The 20,745-nt window shown below is 59.8% G+C and carries 18 protein-coding genes; 3 read left to right on the forward strand and 15 right to left on the reverse strand.

Features of this window, described 5'->3' with window-relative positions; genetic code table 11:
• Position 1: 1 nt before the first annotated feature.
• Both JNX03_RS02245 and JNX03_RS02250 read left to right on the forward strand, forming a co-directional pair.
• The gene (locus JNX03_RS02245; protein WP_203210843.1) at positions 2 to 1,405 is read left to right on the forward strand and encodes a glutamine synthetase family protein; all 1,404 of its coding nucleotides are present in this window, start codon (positions 2 to 4) and stop codon (positions 1,403 to 1,405) included.
• Positions 1,405 to 1,827, forward strand: coding sequence for a hypothetical protein (locus JNX03_RS02250; RefSeq protein ID WP_203210844.1), 423 nt, complete (start codon positions 1,405 to 1,407; stop codon positions 1,825 to 1,827). The genes JNX03_RS02245 and JNX03_RS02250 overlap by 1 nt, the downstream gene beginning before the upstream one ends.
• Before the next feature lie 41 nt (positions 1,828 to 1,868).
• Here JNX03_RS02250 and JNX03_RS02255 read toward each other — a convergent pair whose 3' ends face one another.
• The 11 genes from JNX03_RS02255 to JNX03_RS02305 all read right to left on the reverse strand — a co-directional run bounded on the left by JNX03_RS02255 (position 1,869) and on the right by JNX03_RS02305 (position 16,902).
• Positions 1,869 to 5,972: an FG-GAP-like repeat-containing protein gene (locus JNX03_RS02255; RefSeq protein WP_203210845.1), complete on the reverse strand. Its 4,104-nt coding sequence runs from the start codon at positions 5,970 to 5,972 to the stop codon at positions 1,869 to 1,871.
• Between the two features lie 279 nt (positions 5,973 to 6,251).
• Positions 6,252 to 6,866 (reverse strand): AAA family ATPase, encoded by a 615-nt coding sequence (locus JNX03_RS02260; protein WP_203210846.1) that lies wholly within the window; start codon positions 6,864 to 6,866, stop codon positions 6,252 to 6,254.
• Positions 6,863 to 7,798, reverse strand: coding sequence for a carbohydrate kinase family protein (locus JNX03_RS02265; RefSeq protein ID WP_203210847.1), 936 nt, complete (start codon positions 7,796 to 7,798; stop codon positions 6,863 to 6,865). The genes JNX03_RS02260 and JNX03_RS02265 overlap by 4 nt, the downstream gene beginning before the upstream one ends.
• Before the next feature lie 3 nt (positions 7,799 to 7,801).
• Positions 7,802 to 9,298, reverse strand: coding sequence for a mannitol dehydrogenase family protein (locus tag JNX03_RS02270; RefSeq protein WP_203210848.1), 1,497 nt, complete (start codon positions 9,296 to 9,298; stop codon positions 7,802 to 7,804).
• Positions 9,298 to 10,071, reverse strand: coding sequence for an L-iditol 2-dehydrogenase (locus JNX03_RS02275; RefSeq protein ID WP_203210849.1), 774 nt, complete (start codon positions 10,069 to 10,071; stop codon positions 9,298 to 9,300). The genes JNX03_RS02270 and JNX03_RS02275 overlap by 1 nt, the downstream gene beginning before the upstream one ends.
• The gene (locus JNX03_RS02280) at positions 10,068 to 11,072 is read right to left on the reverse strand and encodes an ABC transporter ATP-binding protein (RefSeq protein WP_203210850.1); all 1,005 of its coding nucleotides are present in this window, start codon (positions 11,070 to 11,072) and stop codon (positions 10,068 to 10,070) included. Before JNX03_RS02280 ends, JNX03_RS02275 begins: the two co-directional genes overlap by 4 nt.
• 17 nt (positions 11,073 to 11,089) lie before the next feature.
• Positions 11,090 to 11,920: a carbohydrate ABC transporter permease gene (locus JNX03_RS02285; RefSeq protein ID WP_025048451.1), complete on the reverse strand. Its 831-nt coding sequence runs from the start codon at positions 11,918 to 11,920 to the stop codon at positions 11,090 to 11,092.
• A 66-nt stretch (positions 11,921 to 11,986) separates the two neighbouring features.
• Positions 11,987 to 12,853, reverse strand: a complete 867-nt coding sequence (locus tag JNX03_RS02290; protein ID WP_203210851.1) for a carbohydrate ABC transporter permease — start codon at positions 12,851 to 12,853, stop codon at positions 11,987 to 11,989.
• A 119-nt stretch (positions 12,854 to 12,972) separates the two neighbouring features.
• Positions 12,973 to 14,274: an ABC transporter substrate-binding protein gene (locus tag JNX03_RS02295; RefSeq protein WP_203210852.1), complete on the reverse strand. Its 1,302-nt coding sequence runs from the start codon at positions 14,272 to 14,274 to the stop codon at positions 12,973 to 12,975.
• Positions 14,275 to 14,372: 98 nt separating this feature from the next.
• On the reverse strand, positions 14,373 to 15,404 hold the full coding sequence (locus tag JNX03_RS02300; RefSeq protein WP_203210853.1) for a LacI family DNA-binding transcriptional regulator: 1,032 nt from the start codon (positions 15,402 to 15,404) through the stop codon (positions 14,373 to 14,375).
• Between the two features lie 367 nt (positions 15,405 to 15,771).
• Entirely contained in the window at positions 15,772 to 16,902 is a 1,131-nt protein-coding gene (locus JNX03_RS02305) for an SMP-30/gluconolactonase/LRE family protein (RefSeq protein ID WP_203210854.1), read from the reverse strand.
• Between the two features lie 90 nt (positions 16,903 to 16,992).
• Between JNX03_RS02305 and JNX03_RS02310 the strand changes: the two genes are divergently transcribed.
• Positions 16,993 to 17,559 carry a TetR/AcrR family transcriptional regulator gene (locus JNX03_RS02310; RefSeq protein WP_203210855.1) on the forward strand — a complete coding sequence of 189 codons (567 nt, stop codon included), beginning with the start codon at positions 16,993 to 16,995 and terminating at the stop codon, positions 17,557 to 17,559.
• A gap of 14 nt (positions 17,560 to 17,573) precedes the next feature.
• Here the strand turns inward: JNX03_RS02310 and JNX03_RS02315 are convergent, their stop codons facing one another.
• Genes JNX03_RS02315 through JNX03_RS02330 form a run of 4 tightly spaced genes read right to left on the reverse strand, consistent with a single transcriptional unit; the run spans position 17,574 to position 20,701 of the window.
• Entirely contained in the window at positions 17,574 to 17,918 is a 345-nt protein-coding gene (locus JNX03_RS02315; RefSeq protein WP_203210856.1) for a RidA family protein, read from the reverse strand.
• Positions 17,915 to 19,321 (reverse strand): NAD(P)/FAD-dependent oxidoreductase, encoded by a 1,407-nt coding sequence (locus tag JNX03_RS02320; RefSeq protein ID WP_203210857.1) that lies wholly within the window; start codon positions 19,319 to 19,321, stop codon positions 17,915 to 17,917. The genes JNX03_RS02315 and JNX03_RS02320 overlap by 4 nt, the downstream gene beginning before the upstream one ends.
• Positions 19,318 to 19,608 (reverse strand): (2Fe-2S)-binding protein, encoded by a 291-nt coding sequence (locus tag JNX03_RS02325; RefSeq protein WP_203210858.1) that lies wholly within the window; start codon positions 19,606 to 19,608, stop codon positions 19,318 to 19,320. Before JNX03_RS02325 ends, JNX03_RS02320 begins: the two co-directional genes overlap by 4 nt.
• Entirely contained in the window at positions 19,601 to 20,701 is a 1,101-nt protein-coding gene (locus JNX03_RS02330; RefSeq protein ID WP_203210859.1) for an NAD(P)/FAD-dependent oxidoreductase, read from the reverse strand. The genes JNX03_RS02325 and JNX03_RS02330 overlap by 8 nt, the downstream gene beginning before the upstream one ends.
• Positions 20,702 to 20,745: the final 44 nt, after the last annotated feature.

Genomic DNA, 20,745 nt, shown 5'->3' on the forward strand with positions numbered 1-20,745 from the left:
TATGAACACCCGCGCAGAACTCATTTCGCATGTCCTTGAAACCGTTGCGCAACAGGGTGTTGAGACCCTGCGCATCTGTTTTGTCGATCAACACGGTATCTTGCGCGGCAAGACCATCGTCGCCGGCGCTTTGGAAACCGCCTTTGAAAAGGGCATCGGCATCCCCTCTACGCTGCTGCTCAAAGACACGTCCAACAGCACCGTCTTCCCGGTCTGGACCGAAGGGGCGCAGGTCGCGGATCTGCCCTTGGCAGGCGCGGGTGATGTGTTGATCCGACCGGACCCGGCACGGTTTTTCATCCTGCCATGGTCGCCCCATTCAGCGATTTTGCTTTGCGATGTGCTGGACCGAAGCGGCGCCGAGGTGCCCTTTGCCTGCGGCGCAGTACTGGCCAAGGCGGTGGCTGATCTGGACGCTGCGGGCTATCAGGCGGTCTTTGGGCTTGAGGTCGAATTTCAGGTTTTTCAGTTGCGCGATGCCGCGCTGGGACATGCGCAAGCCACCATGCCCCCCGCGCCCGTGCAGACATCCAACCTGACCCAGGGCCATCAGTACCTCAGCGAAACCCGCTATTCCGAAGCGCAGGATCTTTTGGATGATCTGCGCCGCAACGCCGATGCCATGGGGCTTGAGCCGCGTTCGATGGAAATCGAAATGGGGCCAAGCCAGTTCGAGTTCACCTTTGCCCCGTCAGACCCGCAGACCCAAGCGGATCGGTTTGTGCTGTTTCGCACAATGGTCAAGGAGGTCTGCCAGACGCGGGGGCTCCATGCCACATTCATGGCCAAACCCAACCTGCCCAATGCGGCGGCGAACGGCTGGCACATCCATCAGTCCCTGATTGCAAACGACACGGGCCAGAACGTATTTGTGCCAAAGGCAGATGGCGGGCTGACGCCGCAAGCCGATGGCTGGATCGCGGGTTTGTTGGCACATGCCACTGCGTCCTGCTTGCTGACGAACCCGACGGTGAACAGCTACAAACGATTCACGCCTTTCCAACTGGCCCCGAACCGCATTCAATGGGGCTGGGACAATCGCGGCGCGATGGTGCGGGCGCTGATGTATCCCGGTGACGCCGCGTCGCGCATTGAAAACCGTGTGGCCGACACCACCGCAAATCCGCATTTCGCCTTTGCCGCGCAAATTTATGCAGGGCTGGCCGGGCTGCGATCCCAAACACCTGCGCCGCCTGCCACGGAATCCCCTTACGGCGAAGGCGCAGACCGGTTGCCGCAAAGCCTGCTGGCGGCGATTGAAGCCTTTGACGGATCAGGCCACATCCGGCAAAGTTTTGGTGCGGAATTCACATCCTACCTGGCCACACTCAAACGCGCAGAATGGGACCGGTACCTGATGACCGTTTCGGAGTGGGAACAGCAAGAATACTTTGGCTTGTTCTGATGATGGACGCTGTTGTGCGATCGCAAGCGCCGGGTCGTTTTGGCGATTTCATCGATGGCTATTTCCCACTGGAAATTTCCATTCTTCACCTGATGCAGCGGCGCGGGTTGTCTCATGCGCGGCTGACGCTCAGCCATGCCCCTATCATGCATATCCCGGATCTGCACCCCGATGCGCCGGTCCCGTTGAACATCACCGCCGGGCGGGCAGGGATGATTGATCAGATGGTGTTGGCGGTACATGCGGCGGGCCGGATATGCCGCCTGCAGGGCCACGCGTCTTGGCGGTGGCTGGATGGCTCAGAGACGGGCCGAACCTTTGATCCGCTAACGCGGCTGGCCGAGCCGGCCTATTTGCAAGGCGAAGCCATAACCGCCGCCGACGTACCGCCCTTTGAGGGCGCGGCCATTCTGCGGGCGTAGCGGCACGCTGGCGCGGCGCGCGAAGGGCCAACCGCCCCAGCCTAGAAGCCCAGCAACGGGTCTTCCATTTCATCGGGATCATCCGGCGGAATCAGGCTGTCATCGGCACTTTCCGGCAGGGCGAGCGCCGCCATGATCTCTTCGCCTGTCATCTCTTCTGGTCCCGTTGCCAGGGCAGGGGCATCTTGCCAGAAGCTATCGGTTTGCGTGACCACAAGTTGCAGCGCATCGCGGCCGATCTCATCGCCCGCCTCGTCAAACTCCACCACCGACACGTCATAGATGTGGTCGCCGTTGGTGTCCCAGAGTTGATCATATGACGGGGTGAACCAGCTTTTGTTGCTGATCTCGCCGGTGTCATTGTCCACATTGAAGTGGCCCGCGTCCGGCCCTTCGAGGGCAAAGCGCAAGACAGCCTCATCCGTGCCGCCGCCGTTATCGCCACCAGTGTCACCGCCTGTGCCGCCATCGGGATCAATGTCATCGCCAGTGCCCGGTTCATCGCCCGGATCGGTGTCGCCGCCATCGCCGTCAGGGGCATCGCCAACCTGCCAGAACGTGTCTGTGGGGGTCACAACCAGTTCGAAATGGCTGGCGCTGATCTCTTCGCCGTTTGCGTCCAGACCAAGCACGGAAACCTCGTAGATGTGATCGCCATTGGTATCCCAAACCTGATCGTAGTTCGGCGTGAACCAATCCTTGTTGGTAACTTCGCCGGTGTCCGGATCAAGGTCGAAATGTCCTGCATCCGTGCCGGCCAAAACGTATGTTTCGCCTGCGCCGGTGCCGCCATCCAACGGATCGCCGCCACTGCCCCCATCGACGGTGTCATCGCCATTGCCGCCATCGACGGTGTCATCGCCACTGCCGCCATCGACGGTATCATCGCCACTGCCGCCATCGACGGTGTCATCGCCAATGCCGCCGTCGACGGTGTCATCACCATTGCCATCATCGACCGTGTCGTCACCACCCGACAGATCAATCGCATCGCGCCAGATCGCCTCTGTTGGGGTCACCACCAATTGCAGATCGCTTCGGCCAATTTCGGCTCCGGTGGCATCATGTTCCACGACTGAGGCTTCATAGATGTGATCGCCATTGGTGTCCCAAACCTGCGCGTAGTTCGGTGTGAACCAATCCTTGTTGCTGACCTCGCCTGTGACGGTATCAATGTCAAAATGGCCTGCGTCCGGCCCGTCCAGTGAATAGTATGGACCATCGCCCGTACCGCCATCGACGGTATCATCTCCATTGCCGCCACCGACGGTATCATCACCATTGCCGCCATCGACAGTGTCATCGTCGCTGCCATCATCAACGGTGTCTTCAACGACCTCGGGCAGAACCAGATCACCAGTGAGACCAAAATCACCGGCGCTCAGCGGCGCATCGGACAGAACAGTGACTGTCAAGACACCGTCGGTCACGGGCAGGGTTATGGTCATTTCGCCATTCACCCAAGACAGGGCCGTTGAAAGGTCTTCTACCCTATCAAAACCTGCAATCTCGGAGAGGTCGATCTGGTCTGCCGCGCCATTGGCGCCAAAATCGGTGATGCGCACGCTGCCGGGCAGGTCTTGCAAAAAGAACACGTCATCGCCATCGCCGCCGGTCACAATATCGCTGCCGCCACCTGCATACAGCAGATCATCGCCAGCGCCGCTGTTGATCTGGTCATTCCCCGCACCGCCCAGCAACGTGTCATTGCCAACGCCGGAGTTCATCAGATCGTTGCCATTGCCGCCCTCGGCATAAAAGCCGGACCCGGCGCTGCCGCCATCCAGTATGTCATTGCCATCATCCAGAAAAATCCGGTCGGATCCTTCAGGCGTGCCGATAAACACCAGATCATTGCCGTCGCCGCCGTGGATTTCGTCATCAAGCTGGCTGCCTGCAATCAGGTCATCGCCTGCGCCGCCATATATCGTGTCGGTGCCGCGCCCGCCGATCAATGTGTCATTTCCGTCATTGCCATAAACGATATCGTCTTCGTCGCGGGCAAAAACGTGATCGTTGCCGGCACCGGCGGTGATCACGTCGTCGCCATAAAGCCCCTCGATCTGGTCATCGCCATCACCGCCGTTGATCGTATCGGCCCCATGACCTCCGCGCAGCGTATCTGCGCCATCGCCGCCATCGATCAGATCGTCGCCCATATCCCCTTCGACGGAATCGTCACCGCCAAGGGCAAGGATCGTGTCATCGCCGGTGGTGCCAACCAGAGTGTCGTCCCCTTCGGTGCCTTGGCTTGCGTCAGGCTCTTCCTCCGGCGGGTTGCTGTCGGAAACATAAGCTGCCGTTTCAAAATCCTGCACCAGCGGCGCGCCATCAACCTGTTCAAATCCGGTGCCTGTAGAAAGGGCGACCTGCACCCCCTCTGCGCCAAAGCCGACCAGATCTGCCAGGCCATCGCCATTCACATCACCGACGCTGCGTGCGTCATCCGCATTGGTCCAGCCATCGGATGTGCCCATGAGCGTGGTCCAGAGCGTTGCATCGTTAAACCCGGTGCCGGTTGCGGTTGCGACATAGACACCATCCGCACCGAAGGACACGATATCGGCCCGCCCATCGCCATCAACATCTGCAACTGTGCGGGTGTGATCCGCTGCGTTCCAGTCACTGCCCGCCGCAGCCTCATCCAGCCAAAGCTCGGTCTCGTCAAAGCCATTGCCGTTGGAGGTGGCGACCGATACGCCATCACTGCCAAATCCGACAATATCGGCCAGCCCGTCACCGTTCACATCATCCAACACCCGTACATGGGCATCCATGCGCCAGCCGTCGTTATATCCAAAATCGGTTGACCATCCTTGGCCCGCCTCAAATTCCGTTCCGTTGGACAAGGCCACGGTCACGCGGTTCTCGCCAAAGGCCACCACATCGGCCAGCCCGTCGCCGTCCACATCAGCAACCTCACGTTCATGGCGGCTGCTGTCCCATCCGGCGTCGCTGTCAAAGCCGTTTGACCACAGCTCGATGGCGTCGAAATCGGTTGCATCGGACAACGCCACAATGACGTTGCTGCCGCCAAAGCCGACAATATCAGCCATGCCGTCGCCGTTCACATCGGCGATGGCGCGGTCATGGGTATCGATGCGCCAGCCACCTGCGTTCTGGGTAAAGTCATTGATCGCCGAGGTTGCAGCCTCAAACTGGGTGCCGTCCGACTGGGCGATGTCGACGCTGCTGTCGCCAAAACCAACGATATCGGCCATACCGTCACCGTTCACATCGGCCAATGTGCGGATGTGTTCGCCATTATCCCAGCCGCCTGCGCCACTCGCAAATTGATCCGTCCAGTTTTCGGGATGAGCATGGGGATCTGGCAGGTTGCCGACCTCATAGCTGGCTTCGGTCCATGCGCGGTAGGTGTCTGAAATGATCGGATTGCCCTCCGCGTCCGTGCCATTGGCGACATGCGGGTCATGGGCAGCGTATTCGTAAAAGGTATCAAGGTTTTGCGCCGCATCTTCATCCGACAGGTTCGCGCCCAGATCGGCAGTGGCATATTCGACATAGGAAATCAGCTCATGATCGCTGCTGTAGAATTGCTGTGCCTCATAGGCAAATTGTGAGGAATTCACATGGTCCGAATGGTTGCCGCCCGCATGTTCGGAGCTGTGGTCTTGAATGAGAATGGCATCCGGCTGATGATGTTCCATGATCCCGAGCAGGAGACCGGAGACATCATCCGCAGACAGGGTATTGGCCCCATCCACACTGTCAATCAAGGCAATATCGCCATCCCAGAGCTGTTCAAGGCTTTGCTGGTCCGTACTGGCATAGCCGGACCCGTTTGGATTGCCATCGGGCAGCCGCAGGAAATAGAGCCGGATGTCAGGGTCGCTTTCCAAATAGGAGGCGCGGACCTCAAAATCATCGGTGCCGTTGTGAAAGGTTGTGAGAGTGTCGACCCAATCATCCGCGCCCGCCATATGGCCATAGGCCGCCTTCGCACCCATTTCGCGCCCTTCCCAATAGGCGGCGTCCTGACCGGCATCACCGGCTGTCAGGTAGACTGTCGTATGCCCACCACCCGCAGAAATACTGTTCTGGATATCGGGGTTCTGAAACAGCAGATCGTCATCAATATGAGCGACAATGGATAGTGTTGCGCCCGCCGCGTTTGAAAGAGGCATCGGGTGGTCTCACAGTTCTATTTGGTCCTAAACAAGGCAGAGAATGCCCGTAAAAATGGCCACCTGGCAACGCCTGAGAACAGCGCTATATTAGATTAAATATAATTAAAACAATGCATTAGTTTGAGGTTTGTAAAAGTGCCTTCCGCCAAATAAGCGCTAAATAAGGCGGACGCCATGCGCCCTTGGGGGACAATGATCAGAGATATTCGCAATTGTTTCGATTCAATCACCGGATGAATCCGCAAATGGGCCGAATCAATCGCCGTAAATGCGTCCTTAAGCCGATTTAAGGCGGATATCGGGAACAATCGATTGCGCCATGACCGTTTGAGCATTGGGCAGATCATTTGATGCGGCGCGATCTTGCGCCTGTTGCGGGGTCAGGTCATGGTCTGTCCAGCGGCGCACCAGCCGCCTGCGCAATTCATCTGGCGGAACATCCAAGAGCACCGTCAGATCCCACATTTCGTGCATTTCGCGCCAACCGGGCGTGTCCAACAACAGATAATTGCCTTCCACAAGGATGATATCGGCTGTGGCCGGGATCAACGCGCCATCTGGCACCACGGCATCGGCACCGCGGTCAAAAACCGGCACCGACACCGCGCCTCCACGCGCGACCTCTTGCAACACCCGCAGCATTGCGCCTGTGTCAAAGGTGTCTGGCGCCCCCTTCCGGTGCAGGCGGCCGCGCGCCGTAAGGATGTCATTGTCCTGATGAAACCCATCCATCGGAACGATCGCACTGCCCGGTATCCGCTTGGCCAGTTCCGCAACGATGGTGGATTTGCCTGACCCCGGCGCACCGGCGATTGCGATCATGCGGCGTGTCCTGCCATCACTGAGCGCCGCGATTTGGCCTGCCAGTTGCGTGACATGCGGCTGGGTCATTCCGAAAGATCCAGTTCCGATGCCCAAGGCGGATTTGCACCGGCCCGCGAGACAGTCACAGCCGCCGCGCGTGCGCCCAGCGTGAGGGCGGGGCGCAATTGTGGAACCTGTGCTGCAGCCAGGCTGGCCTTGTTCAACAGGCCCAAACGGTCCAGACCCAGCATCAAACCGGCGTTAAAGGTATCGCCCGCACCAACGGTGTCGACCACTTGCGCGGATAATGCCGGGCTGTCCAACTGGGCGGTGCGGCTCACCACAGTAGCGCCCTTGTCGCCTTTGGTTACCACGACAAACTGCGGTCCGGCCTCGCACAACCGGCGGGCGCGATCCGTGAGCGATCCGCCACCTTGGTCGATCCAGTCCAGATCTTCGTCGGACACCTTGACGATGTCGCTTTTTGCGATCATTCGCGCCAGCCGCGCACGAAAGGCCGGTTCATCTGTGATGAACCCCGGACGGATATTGGGATCCAGCACAATGGTGTTGCGGCCTGCCGCCTGCGCCATCAGCGCCTCATAGGCGGTGGCCGCAGGTTCCGCGACCAAGCTGATCCCGCCAAAATACAGGGCGGTGAGATCGTCCGGCAGGGCGGGCATGTCCGCCGCTGCAAATGCGGAACCGGCAGAGTTCTCATCATAGAAGGAATAAACCGCCTTGCCCTCTGTCAGGTGCACAATCGCCAAAGTGGTCAGTCGATCCGAGCGGATCAGGTGATCCGTCTTGACGTTATTGGCCCGCAGCGAGGCAACCAACATCTCACCAAATCCGTCAGTGGACACCCCGCTGAGCAGTGCTGCATCCGCGCCAAGGCGGCCCAGTGCGATAGCGGTGTTAAAGATCGCGCCGCCCGTATGCGGGGCGTAGGCCATGCCGCCCGATGCGGTGGGTGTCGGGATCATGTCGATCAGGGCTTCGCCGCAACACAGTATCATCGCTCAAAGGTCCAGATATTGGGTCAAGGTTGCCTCAACGCCGTCTGAATGCAGCAGCTTCATCCAGCCGGAGAAGGCTGCTGCAAAAGCCGTGGCTGACGACAGATCACCATAGATCTGCCTTTGCGCCAACCAAAGGTCAGGTTCGACAGCCGCCTGCTTGGCCAGCTCGGTCAGCGCCTGCCAATTGGGATCATTGGCTTCAATCGATGTCCCATCCTCGCGGGTTCCAAGGCAATACCGCGCCCAGATGGCCGAAACCAGTGCCAGACCGGACACCGGCGTGCCTGCGGCCAGACCGTCGCGTGCCGATGGCAGAATAAACCCCGGCTGGCGGCTTGACCCGTCATAGGCCACCCGCCGCGTGGTGTCGCGGATCTCGGGATTGGCAAAACGGCGGTCGATCAGATCGAGATAGGCGAGGGGGGTCATGCCGGGCACATCAGCCACATGGGGCGCGATCTCTTGCTGAATGATCTTGCGCAGGGTTTGACGGATCAGCGGATGATCCATCGTCTGGGCGATGGTTTCGATGCCCAGCAGATCTCCTGCGGCGGCGATGATCTGATGCCCACCATTAAGTATGCGCAGCTTCATCGCTTCAAACTGGTGTACGTCGTCGCAAAAGGTCGCGCCGGCCTCTTCGAGTGGCGGACGCCCGGCGCAGAAATCATCCTCGATCACCCATTGGCGAAAGTTCTCATGGGTCACTGGCGCGGCATCGTCTATGCCAAAACGGTTGGCCAGCGCCCGTTCGGCTGTACCGGTGGCCGGAACGATGCAATCGACCATAGAATTGGGGAAACTGCACTCTGCCGCGATCCAGTCTGCCAGCGCCGGATCGGACATCCGCGCCAGGGACAGCACCGTCTGGCGCAGCACATCGCCGTTGCTTTGCAGATTGTCGCAGCTCATCACCGTGAAGGGGCCGGTCCCTTGGACGCGGCGCAGGCCAAGCGCGGCGATGATCGCGCCAAAGGCGGTGCGCGGGCTGCCGGGATGGGCGGCGTCATGCGTGATGTCGGCATGGCCTGCGTCGAAGCCGCCAGACGCCGGATCGACGTAATAGCCCCCCTCGGTCACGGTGAGCGACACAATGCGGATTTCCGGATCGGCCATCTGTGCGATCAACGGCGCGTTGTCCGCGGCCACAGGCAGAAAAGCTATCATCGCGCCCGATACTTCTGCGGACATGCCCGCGGGGTCCAGTTCAATCAGCGTGGTCAGGCAATCCTGCCCCAACAGGCGGCTGCGCTGGGCGCTGTCGGCCGCCCGCACACCTGCGCCGATGATGGCCCAATCCTGCGCTTTTCCCATTTGCATCAACCGATGCAGATACCACGCCTGATGGGCGCGGTGGAAATTGCCCAGACCGATATGCACAATACCTGCGGTGAGGGCTTGGCGGTTGTAGGTTGGTCGCGCAACACCGCCGGGCAGCACGCTGAGGGTCTGATCGCTCAGCCGGACCAGACCATTGCCGTTTGCACCATCTGCCATCAGCTCATCCATTGACCGCCATCGACGTTGTAGCATTGCGCCACCACGTACTCCGCCTCGTCACTGGCCAAAAAGACCGCCATACCTGTCAAATCCTCTGCGCGGCCCATCCGGCCGTATGGCACGCTTGCCGCGACCTCTTGTTTCTTCTGGCCCGGTGCCTTGCCCTCGTATTTGGCAAAGAACGCATCGACCCCGTCCCAATGTTCGCCGTCCACCACACCGGGAGCGATGGCATTGACGTTGATGCCGTGTTTGATCAGATCGAGCCCTGCCGACTGCGTCAGACTGATCACCGCAGCCTTGGTTGCGCAGTAGATTGCGACCAATGGCTCTCCGCGGCGACCGGCCTGACTGGCCATGTTGATGATCCGGCCCTTGGTGCCACATTCGATCATGTGGCGGGCCACGGCCTGTAGCGTAAACAGCGTGCCACCCACGTTGATGTCGAAAACCCGCGCATAATCGGCGCGGTCAATTTCGACTACGGGTGCTGCGGTAAAGAGCGCGGCGTTGTTGATCAGAATGTCGATCTGCCCAAAGTCATCGGTGACCTGTGCCACGGCGCGGTCGATGCTGGCCTGATCGGTCACATCCATCTGCACCGCAATCGCCGCATCGCCCAATCCGGTGGCGGCGGTCTGGGCGCGGTCAATGTCGATGTCCGCAATGGCCACACGCGCCCCTTCAGCCACGTAAGCCTTGGCAAAGGCCAGACCGATCCCGCGCGCCGCACCCGTGATCAGGGCGTTCTTACCGGCCAGCCGTGTCATGCGATGCGCAACCCCTGCGCGTCAAAGCGGTGCATCACATCTTCGCGCGGGGTCAGATGTACGGTATCCCCATGGCGAAACCCGACCTCGCCGCCCGCACGCACCGTGATGGTTTCAGCCAGACCCGTGTCATGGATATGAAAGAACGTGTCAGAGCCCAGATGCTCGGACACGCCCACAACACCTTTCCAAGCACCTTCCTTGTCGGAGACCGTGATATGTTCGGGGCGAATACCGATGGTTGTGGCATCACGCTTGGCTGCCTCCGGTCCGCTGATCAGGTTCATGGTGGGCGAGCCGATAAAGCCTGCCACAAAGAGGTTGCGGGGATTGTGATACAGCTCAAGCGGGCTGCCGACCTGTTCGATATGGCCTGCCCGTAGCACCACGATCTTGTCCGCCATGGTCATCGCTTCGACCTGATCGTGGGTCACGTAAACCATCGTGGTGGCAAGTTTTTTGTGCAGCTCGGAGATTTCCATGCGCATCCCGACCCGAAGGGCCGCGTCAAGGTTGGACAAAGGCTCATCAAACAGAAACGCCGAAGGTTCGCGCACAATGGCGCGGCCGATGGCAACACGCTGGCGCTGGCCACCGGACAACTGGCCGGGCTTGCGATCCAGATAATCGGCGAGGTTCAGAACCGCCGCCGCCTGTTCGACGCGGCGGTCCTGTTCGGCCTTGTCCAGCTTGGCCATGCGCAGCGGAAAGGCGATGTTCTTGCGCACCGACATATGCGGATAGAGCGCATAGGACTGAAACACCATCGCAAGACCGCGCTTGGACGGCGGCACGTTGGTGGCATCGGTGCCGTCAATCCGGATCTGCCCCGAGGTGATATCCTCAAGACCTGCGATCAGTCGCAGCAAGGTGGATTTGCCGCAACCGGACGGGCCGACAAAAACGGTAAACTCACCGTCTTCGATGGTCAGGTCCAAGGGTGGAATAACTTCGACATCGCCAAAGCTTTTCGTGACTTTGTCCAGTGTGATACGTCCCATAATCTTTGGTTCCTGTCTTATTTCACGGCGCCGAAGGTCAGACCGCGCACCAGTTGTTTTTGGCTGAACCAGCCCAGAACAAGGATGGGTGCGATCGCCATTGTCGATGCGGCGGAGAGTTTGGCGTAGAAAAGCCCTTCAGGGCTGGAGTAGCTGGCGATGAACGCGGTCAGCGGTGCGGCCTTCGCGGCGGTCAGGTTGAGTGTCCAGAACGCCTCGTTCCAGGCCAGGATGAAGTTCAGCAGCAAGGTTGACGCAATGCCGGGGATGGCCATGGGCGTCAGCACATAGAGGATCTCTTCGCGCAGGGTGGCACCGTCCATGCGGGCCGCCTCAAGAATCTCGCCGGGAATTTCGCGGAAATAGGTGTAAAGCATCCAGACGATGATCGGCAGGTTGATCAGCATCAGCACAATCACCAGACCCAGACGGCTGTCGAGCAGGCCAAACTGGATGAAGATCAGGTAGATCGGATACAAAACCCCAACCGCCGGCAACATCTTGGTGGAGAGCATCCACAGCAGGATATCCTTGGTCCGCTTGGAGGGCACAAAGGCCATCGACCACGCGGCGGGAATGGCAATCATCACGCCCAGAATGGTGGAACCGCCCGCGATGAACACAGAGTTCCACAAGAACCGCATATAGTTGGAGCGTTCCTGCACCACGGTGTAATTCTCAAGCGTCCAGTCAAAGAACAGGAACAGCGGCGGGTCGTTGATCGCCTGCGCCTCGGTTTTGAAGCTGGTCAGGATGGTCCAGAGGATCGGAAAGAAGATCAGCAAACCAACGGCCCAAGCCACTGCAGTGTTGATCGCCTTGCGTTGTGAGGTGACAGAGCGGGCCATCAGACAGTCCTTTGGTTGAAAAAGCTGCGGGGCGAGGTGCCGTAACGGGCGGGGGTGCGGTGTGGATCAAGCATCGAGGTTCTTCCCCACAATCCGCATCAAGAAGATAGCGACGATATTAGCGAGGATGATTGCATAGACGCCGCCTGCCGATCCCAGGCCAACGTTCTGGCTTTCCAGCACCCGCTGGAAGATCAGGTAGGTCAGGGTTTTTGATCCGAAGGCACCGCCGGTGGTCACGAAAATCTCGGCGAATATCGACAGAAGGAAAATCGTCTGGATCAGCACGACAATGGTGATTGCACGCGCCAGATGCGGCAGGATGATGAACCAGAACCGCTTGAGATGCGGTGCGCCGTCCATTTCGGCGGCTTCCAACTGTTCACTGTCCAGCGATTGAATCGCGGTGAGCAGGATCAGCGTCGCGAAAGGCAGCCATTGCCAGCTGACGATCAGGATGATCGAGGGCAGGGAGGCCTGCGACAGCCACGAGACCGGATCGGCCCCGAAAAATTTCCAAAGATGCGCAAACAGACCGTTGGTGGGGTCCATAAAGATGTTCTTCCACACCAGCGCAGATACGGTGGGCATCACGAAGAACGGTGCAATCACGAGGATACGGACAACGCCTTGCCCCCACATCGGCTGGTCCAGCAACATCGCCAGCAACACGCCAAGGCAAACGGTGATCACCAGAACAGAACCCACGATGATGAGGGTGGCCTGTACACTGGGCCAAAAGGCGCTGGAACTGACGAAACGGGTGTAATTGTCAAACCCGGCCCATCCCAGATCACCGCCGCGCAGGGGCAGGTATTTGCGGAACGAGAACCAAAGCGTCATGGTCAGGGGCACCAACATCCAGCCCAAAAGCAGGATCACAGCAGGGGCCATCATTACGCGGGCGGCGGATCTGGATGCTTTGGTGGCCATTTTGGATACACCTTTCTCGGGGGCGGACTTGCCGCCAGAATAAGATCAGAGTGAATGAAAAGGTCGTCTGGGTGAAGGGCGGCGACCGGGCCGCCGCCCTTACTGGATGTCAGCGCGGCTTATTTGTAGCCAGCCGCTTCCATGGCGTCGTTGGTCAGGGCCTGCGCCTTGGCCAGCGCTTCTTCGACGGTCTGCTGACCGGCATAAGCCGCTGAGAACTCCTGGCTCACGTCTGTTGCGATGCCTGCGAACTCCGGGATCGCCGCGAACTGCACACCCACATATGGGCTTGGCTCAACGGTGGAGTTGTTAGGATCGGCTGACAGGATAGAATCCAGCGTCATCTGCGCGAAAGGCACGGCCTGGTAGTTGGGGTTTTCATACAGGGAAGTACGTGCGCCCGGAGGAACGTTGGCCCAGCCTTCTTTGCCCGCGACCAGTTCGATGTAGTCTTTGCTGGTGGCCCATTCGATGAACTGCAGTGCGGCGTCCTGCTTCTGAGTGCCGGCAGGAATGGCCAGCGCCCAAGCCCAGAGCCAGTTGGAGCGTTTGCCCAGACCGTTGTCCGGTGCCAGCGCAAAGCCAACGTGATCTGCAACGGTGGAATCCTTGCCCGTCACGAAAGAGGCCGCGACCGTGGCGTCGATCCACATGCCGCATTTGCCCTGATTGAACAGCGACAGGTTCTCGTTGAAGCCGTTGGTTGCATAACCGGCGGGGCCGGAGGCATCCATCATGTTCTTGAAGAAGTTGAGCGTGTCTGCCCATGGCTGCGTGTCGAACTGGGCGTTCCAGTCCATGTCGAACCAGCGTGCGCCAAAGGAATTGGACATCGCGGTGATGAACGCGCCACCTTCACCCCAACCGGCCTTGCCGCGCAGGCAGATGCCGTTGATGTCATTGTCGCGGTCGGTCATCGCGGCTGCGGCCTCGGCGATAAAGTCCCATGTAGGGGCTTTTGGCATTTCCAAGCCAGCCGCTTCCATCAGGTCGGTGCGATACATGATCATGGAACTTTCGCCATAGAACGGTGCCGCATACAGCGTGCCATCATGGCTCAGACCGCCGGCCATCGCTGGCAGGATGTCATCGACGTCGTATTCTTCAGACAGATTGTCCAGTGGCACCAGCCAGCCGTTTGCGCCCCAGATCGGCGTTTCGTACATGCCGATTGTCATGATGTCGAAGGAACCACCCTTGGTGGTGATATCGGTTGTCACACGCTGGCGCAGCACGTTTTCTTCCAGCGTAACCCACTCTACCTCGTGGCCGGTTTTGGCGGTGAAGTCATCGGTCAAACCCTGCATGCGGATCATGTCGCCGTTATTCACTGTCGCGATGGTGATGGTGTCGGCGAATGCGCCACCGGCGGTGATCAAAGTGACCGCAGTTGCCGCACGAAATGCGTTTCTCAAAGACATCCGAATCCTCCCTAAGCTGGATGTTATATGGCCGCAGACTAAGCGAGAGAGGCGACGGGCGTCAATCTAAAATTAACGCGCGTAAATTTTGTGATGATTTATGCCGACGCCCTCAGCACCAGTTGTGCGGCGCATAGGGTATCGGTGCGTTCGGCAAACCGCTCTCCGGTTTCGATCAGCTTCAAGAGACGCTCAACGCTGCCCTTGGCCACGCCGTCATAATCGTGCCCGGCCGTGGTGAGGGAGGGGCAGGTGAAACGCGAGAACGGGTGATCATCATGCGAGGCCACGCGCAGCGCACAGCCGGAGCCGCGCCCGACCCGCAGGCCTTTTTCATAGCAGGCCGAAAGAAAGCCGATCGCCAAACGGTCATTGCTGCACAGGATCGTGCTGCTGGGCAGGCTGTTGTCCTCCAGCACCCGCAGCCCGCCTTGCTTGCCAATCTCTTCGAAATGCCAGCCGGTGCCTTCGACACGGATCACATGCGGCTCATGCCCGCGTGCTTCCATGTTCTGGATGAAGGCGGCCCTGCGCTTGTTCGCGTTGGGATTGGCCGGATTGCGCATCTCGAAGAAACAGGGCGGTTCACCCGTTCTGCAAAGATAATCAACGGTCTGGGAGACAAAGCTCGCGTTGTCAGATCCGACAAAGGCCTCCCCCAGGCCATCAAGATTGCTGTCGAACAGAACAGTGAACACCTCATTGCAAAAGGCCTCGATAATGCTGCGGTCCGAGGCGCGCCCAAGCGGGGCCAGCAGCACGCCTGCGGGTTTGAGAAGGCGCAGGTTATCAAGGATTTGCCGTTCGAGATCAGGATCACCGTGAGAACTGAACAACGTCGGGGAATAGCCAGCATCAATGCAGCGGGTTTCGATGTTTCGGGCGATCTCAGCAAAAAACGGATCGGCCAGATAGGGCACCACGATACCGATGTTCTTGGTCAACTTGCGGTTCTGGTTCATCGCATAGATGTTTGGCCGGTAGTCATGGGCCTCAAGCGCCTCCTCGATCCGCTGGCGGGTGCTGGCCCGAACGCTATTGGGGTCGTGAAAATACTTGGACACCGTTGGTCGGGACAGCCCGCTGATCTGGGCAAACTCTTCCATATTCTTGATCTTGGTGTCGGACATTGCGGCGCCCCCTCATTTGTGGTCAGTCGCATGTTAGGTGATAAAGTTTTACATTGTTATCAAAAAATTTACTCGCGATATGTTTTTCTTTCTGAAAGGGATGAAAGCCCCGTTTTTCAACACGAAACGCGGCCCGGACTTTGCAAATGGCAAGTTTTGGGTGAGCGAGCAAAGCTGCAACGCCTTGACAGTGCCTGTTTGAAATGCAGCCCCGCCTGAGCGTTGATGCAATCAAGCGATAGGCGGAGCCGCGTGCAAAGTTAAACGTTCCGTTAAGCTATGCACGCGGCACGGTCCGTTCTTTGCAAATGTCACCTCGGTTTTGTTCCCCGATGTCGCGACGGCGGTGTTTCCCCGCTGGCCGTCGTCACTCTGCGGTGTTGCCCGCCGGAATGCGGTAGATGGCATAGGGCGCCGATTGCTTCATGACCTCGGCCGAGGCGGGATTGCCAAATGGATCAAGCAGATCGGTCAAGCGGCTGTCGGTAAACCAGATGTCGCCATTCGGGGCCACCGTCACGCTGTCGGCCCAATCAACGCCGTCCAAGGCCACAAGCGTTTGCAATCTGCCATCCTCAAGGACCGCCAGTCCGCCATTTTCCACGTCCGTCAGGATCACTGCCCCCGCCGGGGTCAGCGCGATGCCATCGCTCATCGGGGCGGGGCCGAGTTTTTCGATGGCGTTCTCGATGTCTTCAGGGCGGCTGTCGAAATTGGTCAAAAGAGCGGTTGGCACACGGTAAACACTGTCATGGCTCATCGCCGCATAGATCAGCCAATCGCCATCTTCGGACAATTCCAATCCGTCCACGCCCACCTGAAAACTGACCAAACCATAGCCCAGACGATAGGCACTGCCATCGGTGCGCCGCATGACCCAATTTTGCGGCGCGATCGTTTCATGGCCCTCCAGCACCTTGCGGACCTCTTTGGTTTGGGTGTCGAGTACCAGCAGCGCCGCATCGGTGAACCGTAGCAATCCGGTGTCGGCCAGATAGACATACCGGCCATCAGCCGAGACCCGCAGATCCTGCGCAAAACCGCCCATGCCATCGGGGAATGTATGTTCAAAGGCAATCTGGCCGTTGTCGATGTCGATGGCCACGACCTGCGTCGGGCGGCCTTCCATGGCGCCGGGGCGCACGACCCAAAGCCGGTTTTGGCGGTCCACGGTGATGCCGAACACACCGTGCAATTGCGCGGCAATTTCAGGCGCCAGGGGCACCGCGCCGCCAGGGGTCCATTCAAAGATCAGATGTTCTGTATGGTCCTGCGGGCGATGAAACGGGTGATAGGTGAAAAAGATCCGCCCTTGCGGCCCTGCGGCAACCATACCCGGCGGCAAGGGCAGCGTGATTGCGGGCGCCGCATCGCTGCGCAGAGGCGGCGTTGAAACATCAGGGTAGGGCTTGCCCATCCCATAGATCAGCTTGATCGCCAGCAAGGTGGCGATCACTGTTCCGAGAAGGGCGAGAAGGGCCCACTTGATGATTTTCATGACGCAGTTCCATTTTTTGAACAAGGAGAATCAAAACGAATTGAACGAATAGCGATCATAGTGTATAGTTTTGAAAATGGAACAGCTTTTATGACAGATGCCCTCAGCCCCCTCCGGTCCAGCCGCCGTGACCGTATCGTTTCATTGGCCCAACAGGCATTTGTGCAATCGGGTTTTCGCGCCACCTCGATGGAGGGACTGGCGCAAGCGGCGGGGGTCTCCAAGGCGACACTTTATAGCTATTTTCCTGACAAGGATGCGGTCTTTGTCGCGGTGGCCGATCATGTGGCGTCCCGTTTGATCAATGCGGTGGAGGCGGCGCTGGCCTCGGACGCGGCGACGGTCCAACAGCGGGTGAGGGCGGCCCTGACGGACAAACACCGGATTGTGCATGATCTGGTGCGGCAATCGCCGCATGCCGCTGAGCTCTTTGCTGCCAAGACCCGTCTGCGGTCGGTTCAGTTTGTGGAAACCGACAGTGTTATCGAAGACGCAATTGCAAAGGCCCTGGCGCAGGTCTCCCGCAATCCCCAGGAACTGGCTGCGCTGTTGCTCTCGGCCAGTCAGGGAATTGCCAATGCGGCACAGGATTTTCAAACCACTGAGGACAGGATTGCGCAGCTTTGCGTGTTGATCCCCAACGGCGACGCGGGTTGACGAGGTGTCGGGCGCTAGGCCATTGCCGCTGTGATAATGATCTCGACCTTCAGCTCTGGCCGGGCCAAGGCTGCCTCGCCGCAGGCACGGGCGGGGGCCGCGCCCTCGGGCACCCAACTGTCCCAAACCGCATTCATCGCCGCAAAGTCCGACATATCCGCCAGCCAGATCACCGCTTGAAGGATATGCGCAGGGCTTGATCCGGCTTCGGCCAGCAACGTTTCGATCCGGCGCAGGCATTCGCGGGTCTGATCGGTGACATCGCCCTCGGCCCCGCCAACCTGACCGCAAAGATAGACGGTTTCCTTGTGGATCGTGATCTTGCTCATGCGCTGTGCGGTGTGGCTGCGGGTGATCATGGGTCTTGTCCTTCGGGCTGTGATGGGGCGGGGCTGTGCAGGGCGGCAACTTCGCCCAATGTGACGGGTTTCAGCGGGGCACGGATCCTGAAATATCCGGTGTCTTGATGGTTTTGCCCCGTGGCTTGCGCCAATAGTTCGGTCACCGTCAGTCCGCAAGAGCGCCCCTGACAGGGGCCCATCCCCGCGCGGCCAAAGGCCTTGGTCTGGCTTGGCCCTTTGCAGCCAAGGCGGGCATAGGCGCGAATGTCACCTGCGGTTACGTCTTCGCAGCGACAGACGATCACCTCATCAGGGGGCTGCATGACCCCGGCGGGCGGGGCATAAAGCGCATCCAGAAACGGGCGCAGCGCCCGTTCGCGGGCGAGGTTTCGTTTGGCGGAGGCCGCGAGGCCATCACGCTGGGCGGTGGTGATCCGGCCAGCGCTGCGCAAGATATCAGCAGCGGCGCATTGACCGGCGTGCTCTGCCGCTCTGGCCCCGCCGATTGCCGCACCATCACCGGCGATGTAAATCTGTGGATGGCTGCTTTGCCCCCATTCGGAAACAGACGGGTGGAAACAGCGTTGCCCCGCGTGCCAGCGATGATCCAGGCGCAAGGCGCGGGTGATCTGTGTGTTTGGCACCACCCCTTGATGCAACAGCACGGTCGTGCATTCCAGATGATGTGCCTGACCCAGAGCCGTGAACCGCAGCCCACTGGTGGCAGTATCGCCCGTGATGGCCAGATCGCTGGCAGCCGTGTAACGCGGCACAGCGGCGCGGCGCAGATCGCGCAGCATCCGCGCCCCTTTCGCCAAGGTCTTCCAGCCGCGCAATGCGCCGACCGCATGGCGCAACGCGGCGCGGTAGTGGGCGGGTGTCTGGGTCTCGACCAACGCCTTGGGCGGCGTGCCTGCCTGCACCATCTGCACTGCGACCAGATAAAGCAGTGGACCGGACCCCGCCAGAACGGCGTCCTTGCACAATAATCCGCTGGTCTTCATCAAGATCTGCGCCGCGCCTGCAGTCATCACCCCTGGCAAGGTCCAACCGGGCAGCGGCACAGGCCGTTCCGTTGCGCCCGTGCAAATCAGCAGGTGATCTGCCTTGGCGCGATAGGCCTGGCCGTCTTTGGAATAGGTGACGGTGCAATCTTGATCCACATCCCAAACCACCGCGCTTGAGATCACCGTGAGGGGGGCCGCAGTCAAGCCATCAATCAGCCGCAGGCCTGCGGCATAGTCCGGACCCATAACAGCCCTTTGTGTTGCCGTGGATGTTGCCAGATTGCGGTAAATCTGGCCGCCCGGCGCGGGGTTTTCATCCAGCACCAGCACAGACATGCCCTGCTGCGCGGCCAGCATGGCGGCGGCCATGCCAGCTGGACCTGCACCGATGACAATCAAGTCGGAGCGGGTCATGGGATGTCCTTTACAGGGGGCGGCGATGTAACGGTCAGACCGTCCTGCGCTGCGGTCTGGCAGGCTTGCACCGTTTCGCCATCCACCACCACAAGACACTCAAGACAACTGCCCATCATGCAATAAGGCCCGCGGGGCGCGCCGGTTGTCGGGGTCTGGCGAAACACCCTATGGCCCTTTGCCAGCAATGCCGCGGCGATGGTATCGCCGGATTGGCCAGTGACCTCTGCGCCGTTGAAGGTGAAGCGCAGGCGGTCACGCTGGCCCTTGTCCATCCGTTCAAACATCAAACCGGTCCTCACCAAAAGCTGTCAGATCAGGCTGCTCCGCGCTGTCGGTCAACCAATCACCCAATACCCCTGCATGTGCCGCCGCCAGCGTGATGCCGCTGTGGCAGGTCACAAAAAAAGCGCCGGGATGCTGCACCGACCGCTGGTAGATCGGCAGTCCATCGGGTGACATGATCCGCAACGCGGCCCAGCTGCGCAGCATTCTGGCGTGGGCCAGTTTGGGAAACATATCCACTGCATGCGCCGCCAGTCCGGCCACCGTTGCCACATCCTCGCGATCATTGAGACCAACCTCGGCGCTGCTGGCACCGATCTGGATGCCGCCTTCGTCGACCTGCCGGACCTCGACATTGGGCCGGTTCATCAGTTTGGGCAGCTTTTCGGTGATGATGATCTGCCCCTGCTGCGGCCGGATGGGGGCAGTGAACCCCAGCTGCGGCCCCAGCGTCATCGCGCCCAACCCGGCGGCCAGCACAACCTTTTCTGCAACCATAGTTGTGTTGTTCTGGTCGGTAATGGTGAACCCCGCCGATTGCGGCTGGATGTCTGTCACCCTGTGGCCGGTCCGCACCGTGCCGCCCAACTGGCGCACCGCGATGGTCAGCCCGCGCAACAGCCGCAAAGGGTTCACATGCCCGTCCTCACGGCAATAGAGCGCGCCCGCCACCTTGGGTCCGATGTTGGGCTCTTCTGTCTTGAGCGCGTTGTGGCCCATCACCTCGAACGGATAATCGCCCCCCAGACGGTTGCGCAACCCATCGTAAAGCTTGCGGTCGGCATCAAGGCTGTCTTCGCTCATGTGGATGATATAGCCGCCATCCTGTTGCAGGTTCAGTGGCAGGCCAGAGACAGTTTCGATCTCATCGGCAAAGCTCCGGTAGGCGCGGGCAGAGGCCCTTGTCCATTGCGCATAGGCCGGTTGATGCAATCCCTTGCTTTGCACCCAGACCAGCCCGAAATTGCCCCGAGAGGCGCGAAAGGCGCTGTCACCTTCATCCCAGATGCAAACCGATTTGCCACGCTTGAGCAGGCCATAGGCAAGCGACAGCCCGACAATCCCGCCTCCGATGATGGCAAATTCCGCTTCCACTGTGTCTCCGGCCTTGTGTGATGATCAAGGGATGCACCGCAAAA

The organism is Sulfitobacter mediterraneus (assembly GCF_016801775.1).
GTDB classification, from domain to species: domain Bacteria; phylum Pseudomonadota; class Alphaproteobacteria; order Rhodobacterales; family Rhodobacteraceae; genus Sulfitobacter; species Sulfitobacter mediterraneus_A.